Annotated in this window: 19 protein-coding genes; 6 read left to right on the plus strand and 13 right to left on the minus strand. The window is 71.8% G+C overall.

What is annotated here, in order from left to right; translation table 11 throughout:
- Positions 1-28: 28 nt before the first annotated feature.
- On the minus strand, positions 29-3118 hold the full coding sequence (locus tag ACFYPG_RS01560; RefSeq protein WP_387349489.1) for a S8 family serine peptidase: 3090 nt from the start codon (positions 3116-3118) through the stop codon (positions 29-31).
- Positions 3119-3361: 243 nt separating this feature from the next.
- The gene (locus ACFYPG_RS01565; RefSeq protein WP_387349491.1) at positions 3362-3655 is read right to left on the minus strand and encodes a hypothetical protein; all 294 of its coding nucleotides are present in this window, start codon (positions 3653-3655) and stop codon (positions 3362-3364) included.
- A 59-nt stretch (positions 3656-3714) separates the two neighbouring features.
- On the opposite strand from ACFYPG_RS01565, the gene ACFYPG_RS01570 reads away from it, so the two are divergent.
- Positions 3715-3858 (plus strand): thiamine pyrophosphate-dependent enzyme, encoded by a 144-nt coding sequence (locus tag ACFYPG_RS01570; RefSeq protein WP_387350867.1) that lies wholly within the window; start codon positions 3715-3717, stop codon positions 3856-3858.
- 82 nt (positions 3859-3940) lie between these two features.
- On the opposite strand, the gene ACFYPG_RS01575 is transcribed toward ACFYPG_RS01570, so the two are convergent.
- Positions 3941-5026 carry a GNAT family N-acetyltransferase gene (locus tag ACFYPG_RS01575; protein ID WP_355006762.1) on the minus strand — a complete coding sequence of 362 codons (1086 nt, stop codon included), beginning with the start codon at positions 5024-5026 and terminating at the stop codon, positions 3941-3943.
- Between the two features lie 81 nt (positions 5027-5107).
- On the opposite strand from ACFYPG_RS01575, the gene ACFYPG_RS01580 reads away from it, so the two are divergent.
- Complete coding sequence (locus ACFYPG_RS01580; protein WP_387349492.1) at positions 5108-5545, plus strand: MarR family winged helix-turn-helix transcriptional regulator; 438 nt, start codon at positions 5108-5110, stop codon at positions 5543-5545.
- Positions 5532-6056 carry a hypothetical protein gene (locus ACFYPG_RS01585; RefSeq protein ID WP_387349493.1) on the plus strand — a complete coding sequence of 175 codons (525 nt, stop codon included), beginning with the start codon at positions 5532-5534 and terminating at the stop codon, positions 6054-6056. The genes ACFYPG_RS01580 and ACFYPG_RS01585 overlap by 14 nt, the downstream gene beginning before the upstream one ends.
- On the opposite strand, the gene ACFYPG_RS01590 is transcribed toward ACFYPG_RS01585, so the two are convergent.
- The 9 genes from ACFYPG_RS01590 to ACFYPG_RS01630 form a co-directional block, all read right to left on the minus strand.
- Entirely contained in the window at positions 6053-7234 is a 1182-nt protein-coding gene (locus ACFYPG_RS01590) for a hypothetical protein (RefSeq protein WP_387349495.1), read from the minus strand. The genes ACFYPG_RS01585 and ACFYPG_RS01590 overlap by 4 nt on opposite strands.
- On the minus strand, positions 7227-8075 hold the full coding sequence (locus ACFYPG_RS01595) for a sugar phosphate isomerase/epimerase family protein (protein ID WP_387349497.1): 849 nt from the start codon (positions 8073-8075) through the stop codon (positions 7227-7229). The genes ACFYPG_RS01590 and ACFYPG_RS01595 overlap by 8 nt, the downstream gene beginning before the upstream one ends.
- Entirely contained in the window at positions 8072-9223 is a 1152-nt protein-coding gene (locus ACFYPG_RS01600) for a dihydrodipicolinate synthase family protein (protein ID WP_387349499.1), read from the minus strand. The genes ACFYPG_RS01595 and ACFYPG_RS01600 overlap by 4 nt, the downstream gene beginning before the upstream one ends.
- Positions 9220-10371: a Gfo/Idh/MocA family protein gene (locus ACFYPG_RS01605; RefSeq protein WP_387349501.1), complete on the minus strand. Its 1152-nt coding sequence runs from the start codon at positions 10369-10371 to the stop codon at positions 9220-9222. The genes ACFYPG_RS01600 and ACFYPG_RS01605 overlap by 4 nt, the downstream gene beginning before the upstream one ends.
- A 38-nt stretch (positions 10372-10409) precedes the next feature.
- Positions 10410-11165 carry an ABC transporter ATP-binding protein gene (locus tag ACFYPG_RS01610; RefSeq protein WP_387350869.1) on the minus strand — a complete coding sequence of 252 codons (756 nt, stop codon included), beginning with the start codon at positions 11163-11165 and terminating at the stop codon, positions 10410-10412.
- A gap of 43 nt (positions 11166-11208) precedes the next feature.
- Positions 11209-12213: an ABC transporter substrate-binding protein gene (locus tag ACFYPG_RS01615; RefSeq protein ID WP_355006754.1), complete on the minus strand. Its 1005-nt coding sequence runs from the start codon at positions 12211-12213 to the stop codon at positions 11209-11211.
- Positions 12214-12236: 23 nt separating this feature from the next.
- The gene (locus ACFYPG_RS01620) at positions 12237-13205 is read right to left on the minus strand and encodes an ABC transporter permease (protein ID WP_387349503.1); all 969 of its coding nucleotides are present in this window, start codon (positions 13203-13205) and stop codon (positions 12237-12239) included.
- A gap of 167 nt (positions 13206-13372) precedes the next feature.
- Complete coding sequence (locus tag ACFYPG_RS01625) at positions 13373-14089, minus strand: cupin domain-containing protein (RefSeq protein WP_387349504.1); 717 nt, start codon at positions 14087-14089, stop codon at positions 13373-13375.
- A complete protein-coding gene (locus tag ACFYPG_RS01630; RefSeq protein WP_387349505.1) occupies positions 14082-14426 on the minus strand; it encodes a cupin domain-containing protein in 345 nt (114 codons plus the stop codon). The genes ACFYPG_RS01625 and ACFYPG_RS01630 overlap by 8 nt, the downstream gene beginning before the upstream one ends.
- A gap of 93 nt (positions 14427-14519) precedes the next feature.
- On the opposite strand from ACFYPG_RS01630, the gene ACFYPG_RS01635 reads away from it, so the two are divergent.
- Both ACFYPG_RS01635 and ACFYPG_RS01640 read left to right on the plus strand, forming a co-directional pair.
- The gene (locus ACFYPG_RS01635; RefSeq protein WP_355006750.1) at positions 14520-15593 is read left to right on the plus strand and encodes a LacI family DNA-binding transcriptional regulator; all 1074 of its coding nucleotides are present in this window, start codon (positions 14520-14522) and stop codon (positions 15591-15593) included.
- A complete protein-coding gene (locus tag ACFYPG_RS01640) occupies positions 15590-16609 on the plus strand; it encodes a phosphotransferase family protein (RefSeq protein ID WP_387349506.1) in 1020 nt (339 codons plus the stop codon). The genes ACFYPG_RS01635 and ACFYPG_RS01640 overlap by 4 nt, the downstream gene beginning before the upstream one ends.
- A 114-nt stretch (positions 16610-16723) precedes the next feature.
- Here the strand turns inward: ACFYPG_RS01640 and ACFYPG_RS01645 are convergent, their stop codons facing one another.
- Positions 16724-17386, minus strand: a complete 663-nt coding sequence (locus ACFYPG_RS01645) for a fasciclin domain-containing protein (protein WP_387349507.1) — start codon at positions 17384-17386, stop codon at positions 16724-16726.
- 134 nt (positions 17387-17520) lie between these two features.
- Between ACFYPG_RS01645 and ACFYPG_RS01650 the strand changes: the two genes are divergently transcribed.
- The gene (locus ACFYPG_RS01650; protein ID WP_387349508.1) at positions 17521-18006 is read left to right on the plus strand and encodes a GNAT family N-acetyltransferase; all 486 of its coding nucleotides are present in this window, start codon (positions 17521-17523) and stop codon (positions 18004-18006) included.
- Positions 18007-18045: the final 39 nt, after the last annotated feature.

Here is an 18045-nt window from a genome sequence, read left to right on the forward strand (position 1 = left end):
TCGGCACCGCCCCACGCCTGTTTGACGGTTACTGCCAGGAACTCTGTTGGGTGTAGACGAGGTTGCCGGGGACCACAGTGCCGTTGGTGCTGTACTCGGTGTACGCCCAGAAGTCACCCTCGGCCAGCGGCTTGTTCGGCTTCAACGTGAAGTTGAAGCCCTGACCGCGCTCCGAGGTGGAGGGCAGCGTGAGGGTGGCACCCGAATACGTGGCGTTTCGGCCGATGATGGCGTGACTCAGGTCGAAGTCGACGACCGGAGCACCGGGGTACTGTGCGAACACGTACGCGGTGTAGCGCCCCGGCTCGGGCAGGAACTTGTACGCCTGCTCAGCGCTGGTCCAGTACCTGTCACTGCTGTAGACGAGGGTGTCGCCCTTGTACAGGTAGAGATCGAGGTTCGTGTTCGGATCGGCGGTGTTGGCCTCGACGACAATGCCGGCGGTGTTCGCCGGCACCGTGAAGTCGACCTTCTTCACACCGGTGGCACTCGGGTCGAACACGCCCCCGTAGACGCCGGCCGGCATCGAGTACGACGTGCGCCGCGTCGGCGTGTAACCGGTGCTGCGACCGACGAGCGGGCCGGTGAAGCCCGGCTGGACCATGCCGAAGGCGCCGTTGGCCATCCGGGCGAACTCTTCGCCGTCGTCGGCGTACGGCCGGGCCGCGATGCCCCACGGACGGGCGGCGACCGGAATCCGGGCGCTGTGGGCCTTACCCTGCCAGGTGATCGATCCGGTCACGTACCGGTCCCACGGCGCGCTGCCTCGACGCAGCGTGATGGTGACCGTCGCGGACTTACCCGGGGCCAGGGTCACCGATGCCGGCGACACGGTGACCTTCATGCCGGGCAGACCGGACACCGACGAACGGTAGGTCTCCCGCGCCTTGCCCACATTGGTCAGGGTGCGGGTGAGGCTCATCGGGCGGGTCCCGTCGTACTCACGCAACGAGATGGCCGGCAGGTTGAGTGCCTTCCCGTCGGGTTCGGTCGTCTCGCTGAACTCGATCAGCTCGGCCGCAGTGGGCTCGATGACCAGTCCCGGGTCGGTGGCCCGGGGCAGGTTGATGAAGCCGCTGCCCTGCTCCAGGGGGCTGCTGGTGCCGACGGTGTCGGTGGCGGTGGTGCGCAGCGCGGAGGCGACCGCGCCGGGTGACCAGTCCGGGTGCGTGGCGCGCAGGATCGCCGCCGCCCCGGCCACGTACGGCGAGGCCATCGAGGTGCCGGAGTACGCGTCGTACTGTCGCCCGAAGTTGCCGGCCGGTGAGACCGCGGCGATGATGTTCGATCCGGGCGCGACCAGGTCCGGCTTGAAGACGCCGAGGGTCACCTTGTCCGGGCCGGTGGAGGAGAAGTCGGCCACGCTCGGGATGCCGGGGACGCTGGAGCCGTCGCCGCCGGTGCGCAGCGACACTGTCGCGTCGGTGGGGTGGCGCATCAGGTAGTTGAACAGCGTGCCGGCCTGCTTCTCGGTCGGCAGGTAGACCACCGGGAAGTTGAAGATGGAGTTGATCCGGTAGTTGCCGACCGGGTCGAACACCACCATCGCCGCCCCGCCCTTGGCCTTGATCTCGGCGGCGGAGCCGAACATGTCGGACAGCGCGCAGGCGACGACCTTGCCCTTGATCTTGGCGGGGTCCAGGCTTCCGGGCTCGCAGTAGACCGCGCCCAGATCCGGCGAGCCGGCCTGGTCGCCGAAGACCAGCGGCCGTGCGCCTCCGCCGGGCAGGGCGTCCAGCGAGCCGCCGACCAGCTTGGTGCCGTCGCCCAGCTTGGCGGTGGCCTCGTCGAGCTTGGTCACCGCCGCGCCGACAGTGGTCACCCAGGGCGCGGCGTTGCTGATGGCTCCACTGACGATGCCGGTGTTGCCGGCCGACGCCGCGACGAAGACCCCGGCCAGCGAGGCGTTGAGGAACGCCACGCCGATGGGGGTGTTGGCCTCCCAGTCGCCGAGGTCGGAACCGATCGAGAAGTTCAGCACCTGTACGCCGTCGGCGACGGCCGCGTCGATTCCGGCGATGATGTCGGCGTCGTAGCCCATGCCACCCCAGAGCACCTTGTAGACGGCGATCTGGGCATCCGGCGCCACCCCGGAGACGGGGCCGTAGCGGCGACCGTCGATCGTGACGTTCGCGATGGGCAGACCGGCCGCGGTGGAGGCGGTGTGGGTGCCGTGCCCGGACGCGTCGCGGGGGGACAGGAACTCGCCCTCGGGCACCGAGCCGCCGCCAGCGAGCCACGAGTCGGCGAAGTACCGGGCACCGACGATCTTGCCGTTGCAGTGCGCGGCCACGAAGGCCACACCGGTCTGGCAGGTGCCGCGCCAGTTCGCGGGAGCGGGCATCGTCTTGGCGAACGACGCGCTCTCCGGCCAGATGCCGGTGTCCAGGACGCCGATCACCATGCCGGTGCCGGTGCCGGTGCCGGTGCCGGGGCCGGGGCCGGGCTTGGCCGGCCGGCCGGAACGGTCCGTCGGCGCCGACTGGTCCGCGCCCCCGGGGGTGGCGGGCGTCGGGTTGTCGGCGGTCGCCGTGCTCGCGGTGGGCGGCGCGGAGGGGGTGCCGAGGGCCCGCGAGGCGGTGACGGCGCGGACGCGCTTGTCCGCCCGCAACGTGCTCACCTGCTGGGTGGTCAGGTTCGCCGAAAACCCGTTGAACGCGGTGGTGTAGACGGCGTTGACAGTGACCCCGGCCGCGGCGGCGACGGCGCCCCGCTGCGTGTCGAGGTGCCGGCGGTACGCCTGCGACGGCGTCGACGTCACGTCCAGCCGGCTGCCCGCCGCCGGGCGGGTCCGCGCCAGACCGGACACCCCACCGGTGTACGTGGTCAACGGGTCCTCGGCCAACTCGACGACGTACATGCCGGGGCCGGTCTCGTCGACGGCCGCCTTCGGCGTGGCCGCACGGTTGCCGCCGGGTCGGCGGTCGGCCCCGTCGGTCAGGGTGACCGACTTGTCGGACCCGGCGGTGAAGTAGCCGCCGCCCCTGCCGTTCTCCGGCGACCCCGAGGGTGCCGCCAACGCCGTTCCCGCGACACCGGTGGTACCGGTGATCAGGGCGACGACCAGCGTAGGTATCGCCAGTCTTCGCAGCCTGTTTCCGCTCGTGCCTGTAGCCACGAGGCTCCTTTCGGTTGCTCCCTTGTGGAGCTGTTCATCGATCGCGACCCGCTCATGGGAGCGCTCCCCCACCTAAGCCGCCGATGGTTAATCGATGGTTTGCGCGGTGTTACGGATCGCCGGTGCGTATAAGATCACGTTCTGCCGGCCGCGCCTAGATCATGTTTTCCGGACGCCGCGGGAGCAGGGCGTAGACAGTTCAGGGCCAGTCCGAGCAACGTTTGTGTACCGCGAATCGCTGCCCTAGTCGGACAGGCCCGCCGGCACGGGCACCTTGAGGTACGCCAGGAGGGCGGCGACTTCACGGTCGAGTTCCAGGCCCACCTCGTGGATCGCGTCCACTCCCAACGAGCCGAACGCGTGACTGGGTTGCTCGATGACGAACCGCGCTCCGCCGTCGGGTCGGTCGCTGATCAACGTGGGCAGGGGCGCGTACAGCATGACCGTCGGGTCGTACCGGAACATCCGCTCGGCCGTGGTGTGGTTGCCCATCAGGTATTCGACGCAGTGCCTGGTGTCGCCCGCGAGGTTCATCATCGGTCGCAGGTCGCCGCTGCCCCGACGACAATCCACTGTTCGACCTGACCAACCCTCAGATCGACTTCGTGGGACTGGCGAACGCGTTCGGGATGCCCGCCACCCTCGCCAGCACCGCCGAGGAACTCGCGGAGCAGTTCTCCGCAGCGCTGAACCAGCCGGGCCCGCACCTCATCGACGCCACCCTCCCGCCCGCCGCCTAAGGCCTGTTTCATAAGGGCGGTCGAGCCGAGGCGGAGTCCGGACGGCGATCCGGCAAGGCGTCCAACGACTGCCGAGCACTGGTCAGTTGCGAGGCCAGACCTGGACCGGCACCCGGGGAAAGGCCGTGGTCAGGAAGTCCTCAGTGCGGCGATCCCGGAGGAGGCAGTCCGGCCAGGCATCGAGCACCTCCGGCAGGGTGCGGTGTCCGAGGGCCAACTGCAGTAGAGCGCCCGGCGGGATGGCGGCGTGGGTTCCGGGTTCGGTGGACGGGCTGATGGCGCCGCGCAAAACGGTCACCCCACTCAGTCTGCCGTCGGTGAATTCGAGCCGGGCGGCGCGGCCGTACATGTCGATGGTCATCGTCGGCTCACGCCATTGCAGGTCGGCTGCCTGCCAGCGGGCCTGCAACAGCGGCCGCAGTCGGGCAACCAGGTCGGCCGGGTCACTGCTGCGGACGTACCAGCCTCTGGGCCGCCTCGGCACGCCGGCCGGGCCGAGCCGGACCAGTGGGTGCTCGGGGCCGAGGATGGGGCGGACCGCCGTGAACGGCCCCGGTGCCGACGCCTCGTACCGCCGTCCTACCTGGGCGAGGTGTGTGTACATGGCGACGGCGGCCTGCGGCCAGTCGGCCGATCGACCGGTCGCGGCCGCGAACACGTTCAGCTCGCCGGCTGCGGAGAGCCGGGAACCGTGCACCAGGTAGCCGGTCACATCGACGCCCTGGACCAACACCGTGACCTCCCGCCGGGCGAGATCCGCCGGACGGCGACCGGCGATCTCGTACCGCCACACCGCGGCGTCCCTCGGGCAGAGCAGGACGTCCCCGCCAGCGAGCCGTCGGTCGATGCGGGCGAGCGCGTCCGCGTCGGCGACGGTGGCCGTCCGGACCGCGAGGCCGTCAGAGCGGTCCGGCGCAATGGCCGGCAGCAGTCTGGCGGGCACCGTCGGAGCGCCGTCGTTCGCCAGGGCGTACTCGGCAACCAGGAAGTCGTCGGGCACGACGGAGGGGTGACCGTCCAGCAGGTCTTCCACCCAGGCGGCGATGCCTGGGTGCGGCCGGCCGCCGGTCACCGCCTGAAGCTGAACCGAGGCGTGCAGGCGGGCCAGTTCGACGGCGTCGCTGGCTCGGCCGGACCGAACAACGTATCGGTCGTTCTCCGGTGTCATGCCGTGTCTCCCAAGGGGTTCCGATGCGATCTCTCTCCACAATGGTTGCACGGCCGAACCATCTGGTTGTACCGTCGAACCATGCAGGCTGGTGAGCTCGACGTGGCGCAGGAAGCACTGATGCGTTTCGTCCGCAACTTCGGCCTCCATCAGCCCGACCGGACACCCTGCGGGCAGCCCCTGCCGGTCTCGGAGGCGCACGCCATGGTGGAGATCGCTCGGGAGGGGCAGATCCGGCAGGTGGAGTTGGCTCGCCGATTGCGTCTGGAGAAGAGCAGCGTCAGCCGCCTGGTCACCAACCTGGCAAACCGGGGCTGGGTGCACCGAGAGGCCGCCGAGGGTGACGGTCGTGGCGTTCTGCTTCTGCTGACCCCCGCGGGCGCCACGGCCGCCGCCCGACAGGCCGACGCCCGTCGGGCCCGGCTCACCGCCCTGCTCGATCGCGTGCCCGACGACCAGCGCGCGGCAGTGGTGCGCGCGCTCCAGACCCTCGCGGAGGCCACCGGTGAACCGTTCTGACCGCCCTCGCCCTCATCGGGCTCTCCTCCTGGCGGCCATCGCCGCCGCCGCGCTGATCGGCGGTTGCGCCGACGACTCCGCGCCGTCGACACCGACAACGACCACCTCCGAACGGCAGGCCGACGTCGCCGAACGAGGCGCTTCGGTCATGCCGTTCGACCTGGAACGCACCACGCACCGCTTCACGACGACCGACACCGGCGGCGTGCAGACCGTGGTCGCCGACGACCCCCAGGACACCACCCAGGTCACCCTGGTCCAACAGCACCTGAGCGCCGAGGTCGAGCGGTTCCGGCGCGGTGACTTCAGCGACCCCGCCCGCATCCACGGCACCGACATGCCGGGCCTGGCAGCGCTTCGGGCACACGACGGACGGATCACCATCACGTACGAAGCCGTTCCCGACGGCGCGCGCGCCACCTACGCCACGGACGACGCGGCGCTTCGCGATGCCCTGCACCACTGGTTCGACGCCCAGGTCAGCGACCACGGTTCGCACGCCACCCGCTAAGCGCCACCAACCGACTGGTCCGCGCCACCTCGGCGGCGCCAGAGCACCGTGCACGCCGCGGCCAGGGCCAGCCCGAGCAGTGGGGCGACATCCACCCCGGCGAGCGTGCAGGCCACCGCGAGCAGCGCCGGCGGCATCCAGCACCAGGCGGGCACGGTACGCGGGACACGACCGCGACGACGGGCCGCGGCTTCCACTGCCATCGGCACGACCAGCACCGGCAACGCGGCGGCCAGCAGGGTCAGCCAGGGCAGCACCAGACGGTCGAACCGCGCCACCGCCAGCATCCCGCCGAGCACCGCGACGAGCAGCATCGCCGCCCGCGCCGGCATGCGGGGAGCCAGGCCACGCAACGCCAGGGAACCGGAGTACGTGGTGGTCAGCGCCGCCGCGAAGACCGCCACCGCGACGAACAGATTCGCGTACGCGGCCAGCCCCGAGCCGGCGGCGAGCAGCGCGACCACGTCGGCCGAGCCGGTCCGCAGCCACAGGCCGGCCCCGGCCAGCACCCCGAGCAGCGCCGGCCCGACCAGCAGCCCCACGCACCAGGCCAGGTCCCGCCTTCGGGAAAGGCCCACGCTGAAGTCCGGTGCGCGCAGCGCGAACACGGCCGCGTACCCGATGAGCGCGGCGGCGTCGGCGAGCCCGCCGCCGGCGAGGCGGACCGGCGCACCGGGTGGTGGAAGCACCGTCAGGCACCAGCCGACCAGCACCACCGCGCTGAGCGTGGTGACCACCGAGACCCGGTTACCGAGCCGGGCCGGCGCCCAGGAGACGGCGAGGACCGCCACCTCCAGCAGCGCCGGCCCGGCCCAGCCGGGCAGGTGGGTCAGCGCGGCCAGCGAGGCCCCGCCGAGCCCGACGTTGAACCCGTTCCACCCGACCATCGACACGGCCAGCACCGCCGCCAGCAGCAGCCGCGAGGTGTCCCCCAGGTACGCGGGCAGCACCGCGGTCAACGTCCCGCCGTCGCCGAGCGGCCGGCGCAGCCCGATCAGGCCCTGCCCCCAGAGCAGGGCCGCCATCAGCGCCCCGCCGACCAGCAGCCCGGCCACCGGCACCGCGCCACCGTGTCGGGCGGCCATCGCCGCGCCGAGGACCAGCGTGGCGGGTGCGGTGCCGATGCCCAGCCACGCGCCGACCGCCGCCGGCCACCGCCGTTCGGGGCTGTCAGGCAACGTGGCGCAGGTAGCCGGCGATCGCGGCGTCGAGCACCTCCGCGCCCGGACGTGCCCACACCTCGGCGGAGAAGACCTCCACCTCGATCGGGCCGACGTAGCCGGCCGCGTCCACCGCCTCGCGAAGCCGACGCAGCTCGATGCAGCCGTCGCCGGGCAACGCCCGGCCGAGCAGCACCCCCTCCGGCAGCGGGGTCACCCAGTCGCACACCTGGAACGCGGCGATCCACTCGCCCGCCCGCGCGATCTGCGCGTACACCCTGTCGTCCCACCAGACGTGGTACGCGTCGACCACCACGCCGACCACCGCCGGGTCGAACCGCTCGGCGATGTCCAACGCCTGGCCGAGGGTGGCGATCACGCACCGGTCGGCGGCGAACATCGGGTGCAGCGGCTCGATGGCCAGCCGTACCCCGGCCGCCTCGGCGTGCGGTGCCAGCTCGCCGATCGCGTCAGCGACCCGACGCCGGGCGCCGTCGACGTCCCGGCTGCCGACCGGCAGCCCACCGGAGACCAGCACCAGCTCCGGGGCGCCCAGGGCGGCGGCCTCCTCGATAGCCCGCAGGTTCTCCGCGCGCCAGTCGTCGGCGGAGAAGAACCCGCCCCGGCACAGCGACGTGACGGCGAGGCCGGCGTCGCGGACCAGTTTCGCCGATCGGGCCAACCCGTACTCGGCCACCGGCTCCCGCCACAGGCCGATGCCCGGCACACCGGCCGCCACGCACCCGGCCACCACCTCGGGCAACGGCCAGCGCTGCGCGGTCGCCTGGTTGAACGAGAACCGCCGCAGCGCCTCGTCGCCACCCCACGGCCCTGCCGCACCCGCGAACCCGGCGCTCACTGGGCCACTCCCGCCACGGTGAGAAACGCTCGGGCGCGGGCGGCGGCCAGGTCGGCGTCGGGCAGCAGCCCGGCCGCGTCGGCCAGGGTGAGCAGGGTGGCCAGGTGCGCCGGGGACCGGCCGGACTGCGCGCCACCGACCATCGTGAAATGGTCCTGGTGCCCGGCCAGCCAGGCCAGGAACACGATCCCCGTCTTGTAGTGCCAGGTCGGCGCCGCGAACAGGTGCCGGGCCAGGGGCACTGTGGGCCCGAAGATCTCGTCGTACGCCGTCAGGTCCCCCCGGTCCAGGGCGGCCAACGCGGCGGCGGCGGCCGGCGCGATGGCCGCGAACACCCCGAGCAGCGCGTCGGAGTGACCCACCTCGTCACCCCGGATCAGCTCCGGGTAGTGGAAGTCGTCACCGGTGTAGAGGCGCACCCCGGCCGGCAGGCGGCGGCGCAACGCGACCTCCCGGTCGGCGTCCAGGAGGGACACCTTGATCCCATCGACAGTGGACTGGTGCGTTTTGATCAGCTCGATCACCGTGTCGGCGGCCAGGTCCAGGTCGACCGCACCCCAGTAGCCGGTCAACGCCGGGTCGAACATCGGACCCAGCCAGTGCAGCACCACCGGTTCGTCGGCGGCGCTGAGCAGCTCGTCGTACACCCGCAGGTAGTCCTCCGGGCCGCGTGCGGCGGCGGCCAGGTGCCGACTGCACATCAGCACCGGTCGGGCGCCGGCGGCGCGGACGTCGTCGAGCTGCTCAGCGTACGCGGCGGTGACCGCCGCCAGTGTGGCCGGGCCGGCGGGCAACTGGTCGGTGTTGACCCCGGCGACGATCCGACCGCTGACCGCGCGGGCCTCGGCGGCGCTGCGCCGGATCAGTTCCCGGGTCGCCGGATAGTCGAGCCCCATTCCCCGCTGGGCGGTGTCCATCGCCTCGGCGACCCCGAGCCCGTACGACCAGAGATGCCGCCGGAAGGCGAGGGTGGTGTCCCAGTCCACCGCCGCCGGGGCACCCGGCACGTTCTCCGCGCCCGGGTCGGCGACCACGTGCGCGGCGGCGTACGCGATCCGGCTGGTCGCCGGTGCGTCCGGCCGGGCGAAGCCGCCACCCCCGGTCAGCCGGTACCTCCGTCCACCGGGCAACACCACCTCGGCGGTCATGAGCGCAGCTCCGGCACCTCGACACGCACGCCCTCGCGGGCCGAGCGCAGCCCCAGCTCGGCGAGCTGCACGCCGCGCGCGCCAGCCAGGAAGTCCCACCGGAACGGCTCGCCGGCCACCACGTGCCGAAGGTACGCCTCCCACTGCACCTTGAAACCGTTGTCGAACTCCTCGTTGTCGGGCACCTCGGCCCACTGGGCGCGGAAGTCCTCGGTGGCCGGCAGGTCCGGGTTCCACACCGGCTTCGGGGTGAGGGCCCGGTGCTGCACCCGGCAGTTGCGCAGGCCGGCGATCGCGCTGCCCTCGGTGCCGTCGACCTGGAACTCCACCAGCTCGTCGCGGTACACCCGCACGGCCCAGGAGGAGTTGATCTGCGCGATCATCCCGCTGTCGAGTTCGAAGATGCCGTACGCGGCGTCGTCGGCGGTGGCCGCGTACGGGTGACCGGCCTCGTCGACCCGTTCGGGCACGTGGGTGGCGGTCACGCAGGAAACGGCGGTGACCCGGCCGAACAGCTCCTCCAGCACGTAGTGCCAGTGCGGGAACATGTCAACCACGATGCCGCCGCCGTCCTCGGTCCGGTAGTTCCACGACGGCCGCTGAGCGGGCTGCCAGTCGCCCTCGAACACCCAGTACCCGAACTCGCCGCGCACCGAGAGGATACGGCCGAAGAAGCCGCCGTCGATGAGGCGCTTGAGCTTGCGCAGACCGGGCAGGAAGAGCTTGTCCTGCACGACACCGGTGCGGACGCCGGCCGCGTCCGCCGCCCGGGCCAGGTCGAGGGCCGCCGCAGTGTCCTCGGCGAGGGGCTTCTCCGTGTAGATGTGCTTGCCGGCCTCGATGGCCTGCCGGATCGCCTTCTCCCGTTGCTGGGTGACCTGCGCGTCGAAGTAGATCTCGACGTCGTCGCGGGCCAGCGCCGAGGTCAGGTCGGTGGTCCAGTCGGTCAGCCCGTGCCGCTCGGCGAGCTCCCGGAGCTTCGTCTCGTTGCGCCCGACCAGGACCGGTTCCGGCCAGATGGTGGTGCCGTCGGCCAACGCCACACCACCGGATTCGCGGATGGCCAGCAGCGACCGGACGAGGTGCTGCCGGTAGCCCATCCTTCCGGTCACACCGTTGACGATGATGCCGATCGACCTGCGGGTCATGGTGTTCCTTCCGTCGTGCTGGTCGTGCCGATCCGCGCTCAGTGGTTGGCGGCCGCGCTGCCGAGCAACCCACGCAGGTCGGTGGCGAGCCGGTCGAAGCGGGGATCCGACATCACCTGCGCGTAGTCGCGGTGCGCCGGCAGCTCGACCGGGAAGGTGCGGATGATCCGGCCGGGCCGGGGACTCATCACCACGACCCGGGTGCCGAGGAAGACCGCCTCGGCGATGGAGTGGGTGACCAGCACCACAGTGGTCCCGGTCTCGCGCCAGATCCGGTGCAGTTCGGCGTTCATCTGCTCCCGGGTCAGCGCGTCCAGGGCGCCGAACGGTTCGTCCATAAGCAGCACCGGCGGGGAGTGCAGCAGCGCGCGGCAGAGCGCCACGCGCTGCTGCATGCCGCCGGACAGCTCGTGTGGCAACGCCTTCTCGAAACCGGTGAGACCGGTCATCTCGATCAGCTCGTCAGCTCGGCGGGCCGCCTGCGCCCGGTCCATGCCGCGCATCTCGGCCTGGAGCAGGATGTTGGCTCGGGCGCCGCGCCACTCCAGCAACGCGGCCTTCTGGAAGACGAAGCCGATCTCCTTCTGCGGGCCGCGCACCGGGCGCTCCAGCAGGGACACGTCACCGCTGGTCGGCTTGACCAACCCCGCGACGATCTTGAGGAGGGTGGACTTGCCGCAGCCGGACGGGCCGACGATCGTGACGAACTCGCCCGGCTCGATGTCCAGCGACACGTCGTCCAACGCTGTGGTCTGCGTCCGTCGGGTGGTGAACCGGACGGTCAGCCCGGACATCCCGATGGCGGTGCCGGTGGCTGCCGGCGCGGCGGTCACCGGGTCACCCCTGCGCCGCGTACGAGGAGTCCCAGTACGCGTTGGGCGCTCCGGGGTCCTTCAGCTCGGCGTAGCGGGACATCAGGTCGATGGTCTCGCTCCACTGGGCCTCGGTGTTCACACCGGGAGGGCCGTCCGCGCCGATCAGCGGCATGTTGAGCGTGAGCTGCTTGGTGAGCACCTCGGGCGCCGGCTCGTTCTCGGCCAGGGCCGTCATCGCGCTCACCGCGCCGGCCGGGTCCCGGGCGGCGTCGGCCCAGGACTTCTGGGTGGCCTTGACGAACTTGCGGACCAGCTCCGGGTCCTTCTGGAGGGTCTGGGTGTTGGCGATCAGGCCGGTGCCGAGCAGGTTCATCCCGTAGTCGGCGAAGAGCAGCACGTCGACCTTCTTGCCGGTCTTGCTCTCGATCGTGGGCGCCTGGTCGTGGAAGAAGCCCATGATGGCGTCGACCTTGCCCTCGGCGAGGGCGGCGATCTTGCCGGCGGCGTCGACGTTGACCACCTTGACGTCGTCCTTCTTGAGGCCATTCTTCTCCAGCCAGGCCGGGAAGGTCGCGTAGAGGGCGTCGCCGGGGGTGCCGCCGACGGTCTTGCCCTTGAGGTCGGCCGGGGTCTTGATGTTCTCCTCGGTGAAGAACTCCACCGAGGAGGGTCCCTTCTCCAGGTACGCCCCGAGGCTGCGCACCGGCATGCCGCTGGCCACCGACTTCAGCAGCACCGGGCTGTCGGCCCACCCGAAGTCGGTCTGCTTCTGGGCGACCTGCTTGACGGTGTTGCCCGAGCCGTTGCCGGGCAGGATCTTCAGGTCGATGCCCTCGGCGGAGTAGTAACCCTTCTGCAGTCCGTAGTAGAAGGGCGCGTGCTCGCCGTAGGGCACCCAGTTGAGGGTGAGGGTGACCTGCTTCTTGCCGTCCGCGCCGGTCTTGCCGACGGGGTCGTCCCCACCGCAGCCGGTGGCGGCGAACAGCAGGGCGGCGGTGGCCAGGATGGTGGTGGCGGTGCGTTTCATCGGTGCCTCCGTGATGGGGTCGGTCAGGAGGTGGTGAGGGACATGCCGGCCCGGCGGCTGGCGTGCCACGGAATGAGCAGTGCCTCGGCGATCTCGACCAGGACGAACAGGACGATGCCGATGGCGGACATCAGGATCAGGTCGGCGAACAGCAGTGGGGCGTCGAGGTTGCCGTTTGCCAGCAACAGGACGTAGCCGAGCCCTTCGCTGGCGCCGACGAACTCACCGACCACGGCACCGACCACGGCGAGGGTGACGGCCACCTTCAGGCCGGCCATCAGGTGCGGCAACGCGTTCGGGAAGCGGATCTTGCGGAAGGTGCGCCACGGCCCGGCGCCCATCGTGGCGGCGAGGTCGAGCAGCTCCGGGTCGGTGGAGCGCAGCCCGGCCACGCCGGAGATGACCACCGGGAAGAACGCGATGAGCACCGCCAGAATGATCTTCGGAGTGAGGCCGAGGCCGAACCAGACCACCAGCAGCGGCGCGATGGCGATCTTCGGGATGACCTGTGCGAACAGGACTATCGGGTAGAGCGCCTTGTCCAGGGTGCGGGAGTAGGCGATGGCGACCGCGGTGACCAGACCCAACGCGGCGGCGAGCACGAAGCCGAGCACTGTCTCGTAGAGGGTGACCACTGTGTGCCGGGCCAGCTCGGACCACTGGGTCGTCATCGTCTCCCAGACCTGGCCAGGGGTGGGCACCAGGTAGTTCGGGACGTACTCGCGGGCCGCCACGAACCACCAGGCGGCGACGAAGACGGCGAGCACCAGCGCCGGGCGCCAGAGCGAGTCGGCGAAGGTCACCGCCCGGCGAGCGAGCGTGGGACGCGGCGGTCGGCCGCCGCCGGGTGGCGTTTTCACAGTGGACGACATCGCGCCGTCATGAGCCTGCGGTGCATCGGTACCGCCGGGCCCGGCAGCGGCAGCTCGCGCACCGCCGGCCGGGTCGGCGGTGGCCTGCCGACCCGCCGTGTCCAAAGAGTTCTCGGTCACGCGGAACCTCCTCGGGGCCCGGCACGACGCCCACGGAACGGGCCGGTCGGCGGATCAGGCAAACGCTTTCCTGGAGCGTAGGCGGCCCCCTCACGCCGGGCAAGGCCTTTCCTCGATCTGTTTCCGCCGATGCCTGGCAGCCCCCGGCAGCCGTCCTGATGGGACGGTCAACCGGCCGCCGGGTAGGTGTCCAGTAGGCCGCACATGCCCAACCGGCCCCGCTCGACCGGCGCGTCCACCACGTACACCCCGGCGTCGCCCAGGTGTCCCGGGTCCCCCCGCTCCAGGGCGTCGAGCTGAGCGGCGGTGTCGGCGGCGGCGCGGCCCGCGCCGGCCTCCCACCGCTGCCGCCACCGCGTCAGCAACGGCTGGCGCAGGGTTGTCGCGGCGGCGTGGAACGCTGCCAACGCCGCCGGACCACCGGACCGCAGCGCCTGGAAGCCGGTCACCGCCAGATCCCGGCGGCGGTACGCGACGCGCACGTCCGCGCCCGGCGCTCCCCCGTCGGGCAACGCCGCCGCCACGGCGTACGCGGCCGGATCGGCCAGCACCTCGGGTGGGAAGGTCAGCACCGCGTCGCCCGCCTCGGGCAGGCCGCTGTTCTGCATCAGGACCACGATGCTCAGCCCGCCGGTGTTGACGAGGCGGTGCACGGTGCCCGGCTCGAACCAGACCACCACCCCCGGCCGCAGCGGCGTCTCCCGATAGCCGGCCGTGGTCAGGGTCTGCACCATGCCCTCGCCGTCGGTCACCACGTACCCCTCGGTGCAGCACAGGTGCACGTGTGGGGTGCCGCCGACCAGGCCGTCCGGGGCCACCGTGTCGTAGACGCGCAGCCGGGACACCCCGACCCCGCCGGGCAGTGGCGCCGGCCGATCACGCATCGAAGTACTCGTCAGTGTCGTCAGCGGCCGGCAGTGACACCAGCAGCACGGTGAGGTCGCCGATGGCCCGGTGCCGGCAGCCCGGCTTGATCAGGAACGCGGACATCGGCCGAGCGGGGTGACGGACGCCGTCCAGCTCGATCTCGCCCTCACCGGCGAGCACGACGTAGTACTCGGTGGCGACCCGGTGGTGGTGGGCCACCGCGTCCTGCACCTGGAGCAGATGCACGCTGGCCTGGCCCTCGCTCTCGGCGATGAAGCCCCGGCGGGTGGTCCCACACGAGCAGCGACGGGCGGTAAGTTCGTCGAGTTGAAGTACCGCGAAGCGATCGGACACGGCCGGGCCTCCCTGCGGGAAAGGGCTTTCTCTGCGGTACGGTGACGCTAGCCGGCACGACGAAACGCCGTCAACAGATCGAGGGGGCGGGCCATGGCGACCCTGTCCGATGTGGCCCGCCGAGCGGGCGTCTCACCCGCCACCGCCTCCCGCGTCATCAACGGCAGCAGCAAGCCGGTCACCGACGAGCTGCGGGAACGGGTGCTCGCCGCCGTCGCCGAGTTGCAGTACGTGCCGAACGCGCACGCCCAACTGCTGGCCCGCTCGCACCGCAGCGCTGTCGGTGTGATCGTGCACGACGTCTCCGACCCGTACTTCGCGGAGATCACGCGAGGGCTGCAACGGGTCGCCACCGACCAGGGCCGGCTGCTGATGATCTGCAACAGTTACCGGGACCCGGACCGCGAGTTGGAGTACGTGGAGCTGCTGCGCGGCCACCAGGTGGCGGCGCTGATCCTGGCCGGCTCGGGCTACCACGACGAGGCGTTCACCCGGCAGCTCAACGAGAAGCTCGCCGCGTACGAGGCCACCGGCGGGCGGGTGGCGGTGATCGGCCGGCACGAGCACTCCGGCGACGCGGTGATGCCGGACAACCGGACCGGCGGCTACCTCGCCGGGCGGGAGCTGTGCGGGTTGGGGCACCGGGCGATCGGCGTGGTCGCCGGCCCGCGCATCCTGACCACCACCACCGACCGGCTCGCCGGCCTCCGGCAGGCCCTCACCGAGCAGGGCCGCGAGCTGCCCGAACGGCGCATCCGGTACGCGGAGTTCGACCGCGACGGTGGCGCCGAGGCCACCGCCCGACTGCTCGACGCCGACCCGGAGCTGACTGCCATCGTGGCGCTCAACGACTCGATGGCCATCGGCGCGCTCGCGACCCTGCGCGCGCGTGGGATGGCGGTGCCACAGCAGATCTCGGTGCTGGGTTTCGACGACATGCCGATCGCCCGGGACGTGACCCCGGCACTGACCACAGTGCGACTGCCCCTTGTCGACATGGGTGTGCGGGCGATGTCCCTGGTGCTCGGCGTCGGAGCCCCGACGCCCCGGGTCGAGGTGCTCCCCGCCGAGTTGGTCCGCCGTGACACCGCCGGTCCCGTCCCCCGGTCCACCCGCGCCACCGCAGGTTCCGCGCCACGCACACGGCGAGGTGACAGCACGTCGTGACCGGTGTCAGCCCGACCCAGCGGCCCCTCACGCGCACCGACGTGGCGTACCTGATCGCCGCGTCGCTCGGCCCACACACCCGGGTCCGCGACGCTGGTCCGCTGGCCGGCGGCGGGTTCGCGACGGTCTGGTGGGCGCTGCTCGGCGACGAGCGTCGGGTGGTGGTGAAGCTGGCTCCGCCGGCCGGAACCCCGCTGCTGCGCTACGAGCGTGGGCTCTGCGCTGCCGAGGAGCGATACTTTCGACTCGTCGCGCAACGGGCGCCGCAGGTGCCCGTCCCCCCGGTGCTCTGGCGCGGCGCCGACCCGGCGTACGGCGAATGGTTGGTCACCACGATGCTTCCCGGCCGGTCGCTGTCCGGCCTGGCCGAGGCTGGTGTCGTTGTTGACGACGGCCCGGCGCGCCACGACCTCGGGGTGGCCCTCGCCGCGTTGCACGGGGTGACCGGTGAGCGGTTCGGGTACGACGACGACCGGGCCGGCGGGCCGACCTGGCGGGCGGCGTTCACGGCGATGCTCGACGCGCTCCTGGCCGACGCGGCCGACTGGGACGTCCGACTGCCGGTGACCCCGGAGCAGCTGCACGCGCTGGTGGGGCGGCATGCCGACGTGCTCGACGAGGTACGCCGACCGGCGCTGCTGCACTTCGACTGCTGGGACGGCAACGTGCTGGCGGCACCCGACGCGGACGGCCGGTTGCGGCTGCGCGGCCTGGTGGACGGCGAGCGTTTCCTCTACGGCGACCCGCTGCTGGACCTGGTCTCGCCGCTGCTCTTCCGACGCGTGGAGGACGAGCCGGAGCATCCCCTGATGCGCGGTTACCAGGCCGGCGCGCCCGAACCGTTGGTGCTGGACGCTTCGGCGCGCCGCCGGCTCGGTCTCTACCGGTTGCACCTGTACCTGCTGATGACAGTGGAGATGCCCAGCCGCGGGATGACCGCGCACAGCCATCCCGTCCGGTCCGCCCGGCTGGCGGCCCTGCTCGACGAGGAGCTGGCCGCGCTCGCCTCGGGCTGACATCGCGGCGCGGGTGGCGTCCGGCGCATGATCGGCCGGCGCGGGTGGCGTCCGGCGCATGATCGGCCGGCGCGGGTGGCGTCCGGCGCATGGCCGGACGCCACCCGCCCGCGGTCAGGGCAGGTCGATCGGGCGCAGCACCCGGTCCACGGCGTGTGCGATCTGCCGGTTGCCCTTGTTGACGTCGTAGGAGACGACCCGGGCGTCACGGTCGTCGGTGTCGGCGTCTACCAGCCGCACCTGGCGGAAGAAGTACAGGTAGGTGCGCACGTCGACCTCGACGGTCGAGCCGAGCGCGGTGGTCAGGTCCGTGCCGTCGGCCCGGACCGCCGTCTTGCGATCGATGGTGGCGCCCGGGACAACGTGGTAGAGCAGCACCGACTCGACGGTGTCGATGCCCAGCCCGGCCACGGCGGTGAAGGCCGCGCTCTCACTCGGCAACTTCCGGGCCTGCGTGATCTCGCGGACCAACTGCTGGAAGGCCGCGTCGGTGGGGATGAACGCGGTCAGCGCCACGGTGCCGTCGGTGAGCACCTTGACCGGAGAGTTCGGCTTGGCCTCCAGCACGGCCAGCACGGCGGCCGTCAGCACGTCGAAGTCATGCGAGTTGCGGTCGAAACCGCTGGTGTCCTTCGTGAGCACCGCGGCGAGTGAGTTCGTGCCGAGCGGCTTGGGCTTGCCGGTGGCCTGGGCGGCCGGCACAGCGATGGCCGTGGTGGCCAGCGCGGTGGCCATGGCGCCCACCGCCATCCTGGCGGCGAGTCGTGCGATCTTCATCAGCGGGCCTTTCGTCGAAGCGACGGATCCGTGACGTCTCGTCACGACCCATGCTTCGCACCGGGTAGGCCGCGTAGATGCACCTGCGGATAAACGGATTGTCCGGGGCTCCGGCCAGGGCCTAACCTCCCCCGGTGCTGATTCGGGATTTCGTGGACCGGGACTGGTCGCAGGTGTGGCCGATCATCGAGGAGGTGATCCGGGCACAGGAGACGTTCCCCTACGACCCGGCGATGACCGCCGAGCAGTCGTACGGCATGTGGGTCGAGGCGGCGCCGGCGCGGACCGTCGTGGCGGTCGACGGCGAGCGGGTGCTCGGCACCGCGAAGATGGGCGCCAACCGGCCCGGGCCGGGCGCTCACGTGTCCACCGCCAGCTTCATGGTCGCCGCCGACGCGCGGGGCCGGGGCGTCGGCACCGCGCTGTGCCGCGACGCCCTCACCTGGGCCCGTCAGCAGGGGTACGCCGGCATGCAGTTCAACGCGGTGGTGGAGAGCAACGGTTCGGCGGTGCGGTTGTATCGGCGGGAGGGCTTCGAGGTGGTCGGCACCGTGCCGGGCGCGTTCCGTCACCCCACCCTGAGCCGGGTCGGCCTGCACGTGATGTACCAGGAGTTCTGACCGCGCCCGCCCCGCTCGCGCCGATCATGGACTTGTGGT

This window comes from Micromonospora sp. NPDC005553 (assembly GCF_042871765.1).
Taxonomy (GTDB): domain Bacteria; phylum Actinomycetota; class Actinomycetes; order Mycobacteriales; family Micromonosporaceae; genus Micromonospora.

Coding starts and splice junctions, on each gene's coding strand:
- ACFYPG_RS01605 (WP_387349501.1), bottom strand. CDS start 10,371: ATGACCCGCAGGTCGATCGGCATCATCGTCAACGGTGTGACCGGAAGG.
- ACFYPG_RS01600 (WP_387349499.1), bottom strand. CDS start 9,223: ATGACCGCCGAGGTGGTGTTGCCCGGTGGACGGAGGTACCGGCTGACC.
- ACFYPG_RS01615 (WP_355006754.1), bottom strand. CDS start 12,213: ATGAAACGCACCGCCACCACCATCCTGGCCACCGCCGCCCTGCTGTTC.
- ACFYPG_RS01575 (WP_355006762.1), bottom strand. CDS start 5,026: ATGACACCGGAGAACGACCGATACGTTGTTCGGTCCGGCCGAGCCAGC.
- ACFYPG_RS01635 (WP_355006750.1), top strand. CDS start 14,520: ATGGCGACCCTGTCCGATGTGGCCCGCCGAGCGGGCGTCTCACCCGCC.
- ACFYPG_RS01625 (WP_387349504.1), bottom strand. CDS start 14,089: ATGCGTGATCGGCCGGCGCCACTGCCCGGCGGGGTCGGGGTGTCCCGG.
- ACFYPG_RS01565 (WP_387349491.1), bottom strand. CDS start 3,655: ATGATGAACCTCGCGGGCGACACCAGGCACTGCGTCGAATACCTGATG.
- ACFYPG_RS01580 (WP_387349492.1), top strand. CDS start 5,108: ATGCAGGCTGGTGAGCTCGACGTGGCGCAGGAAGCACTGATGCGTTTC.
- ACFYPG_RS01645 (WP_387349507.1), bottom strand. CDS start 17,386: ATGAAGATCGCACGACTCGCCGCCAGGATGGCGGTGGGCGCCATGGCC.
- ACFYPG_RS01610 (WP_387350869.1), bottom strand. CDS start 11,165: ATGTCCGGGCTGACCGTCCGGTTCACCACCCGACGGACGCAGACCACA.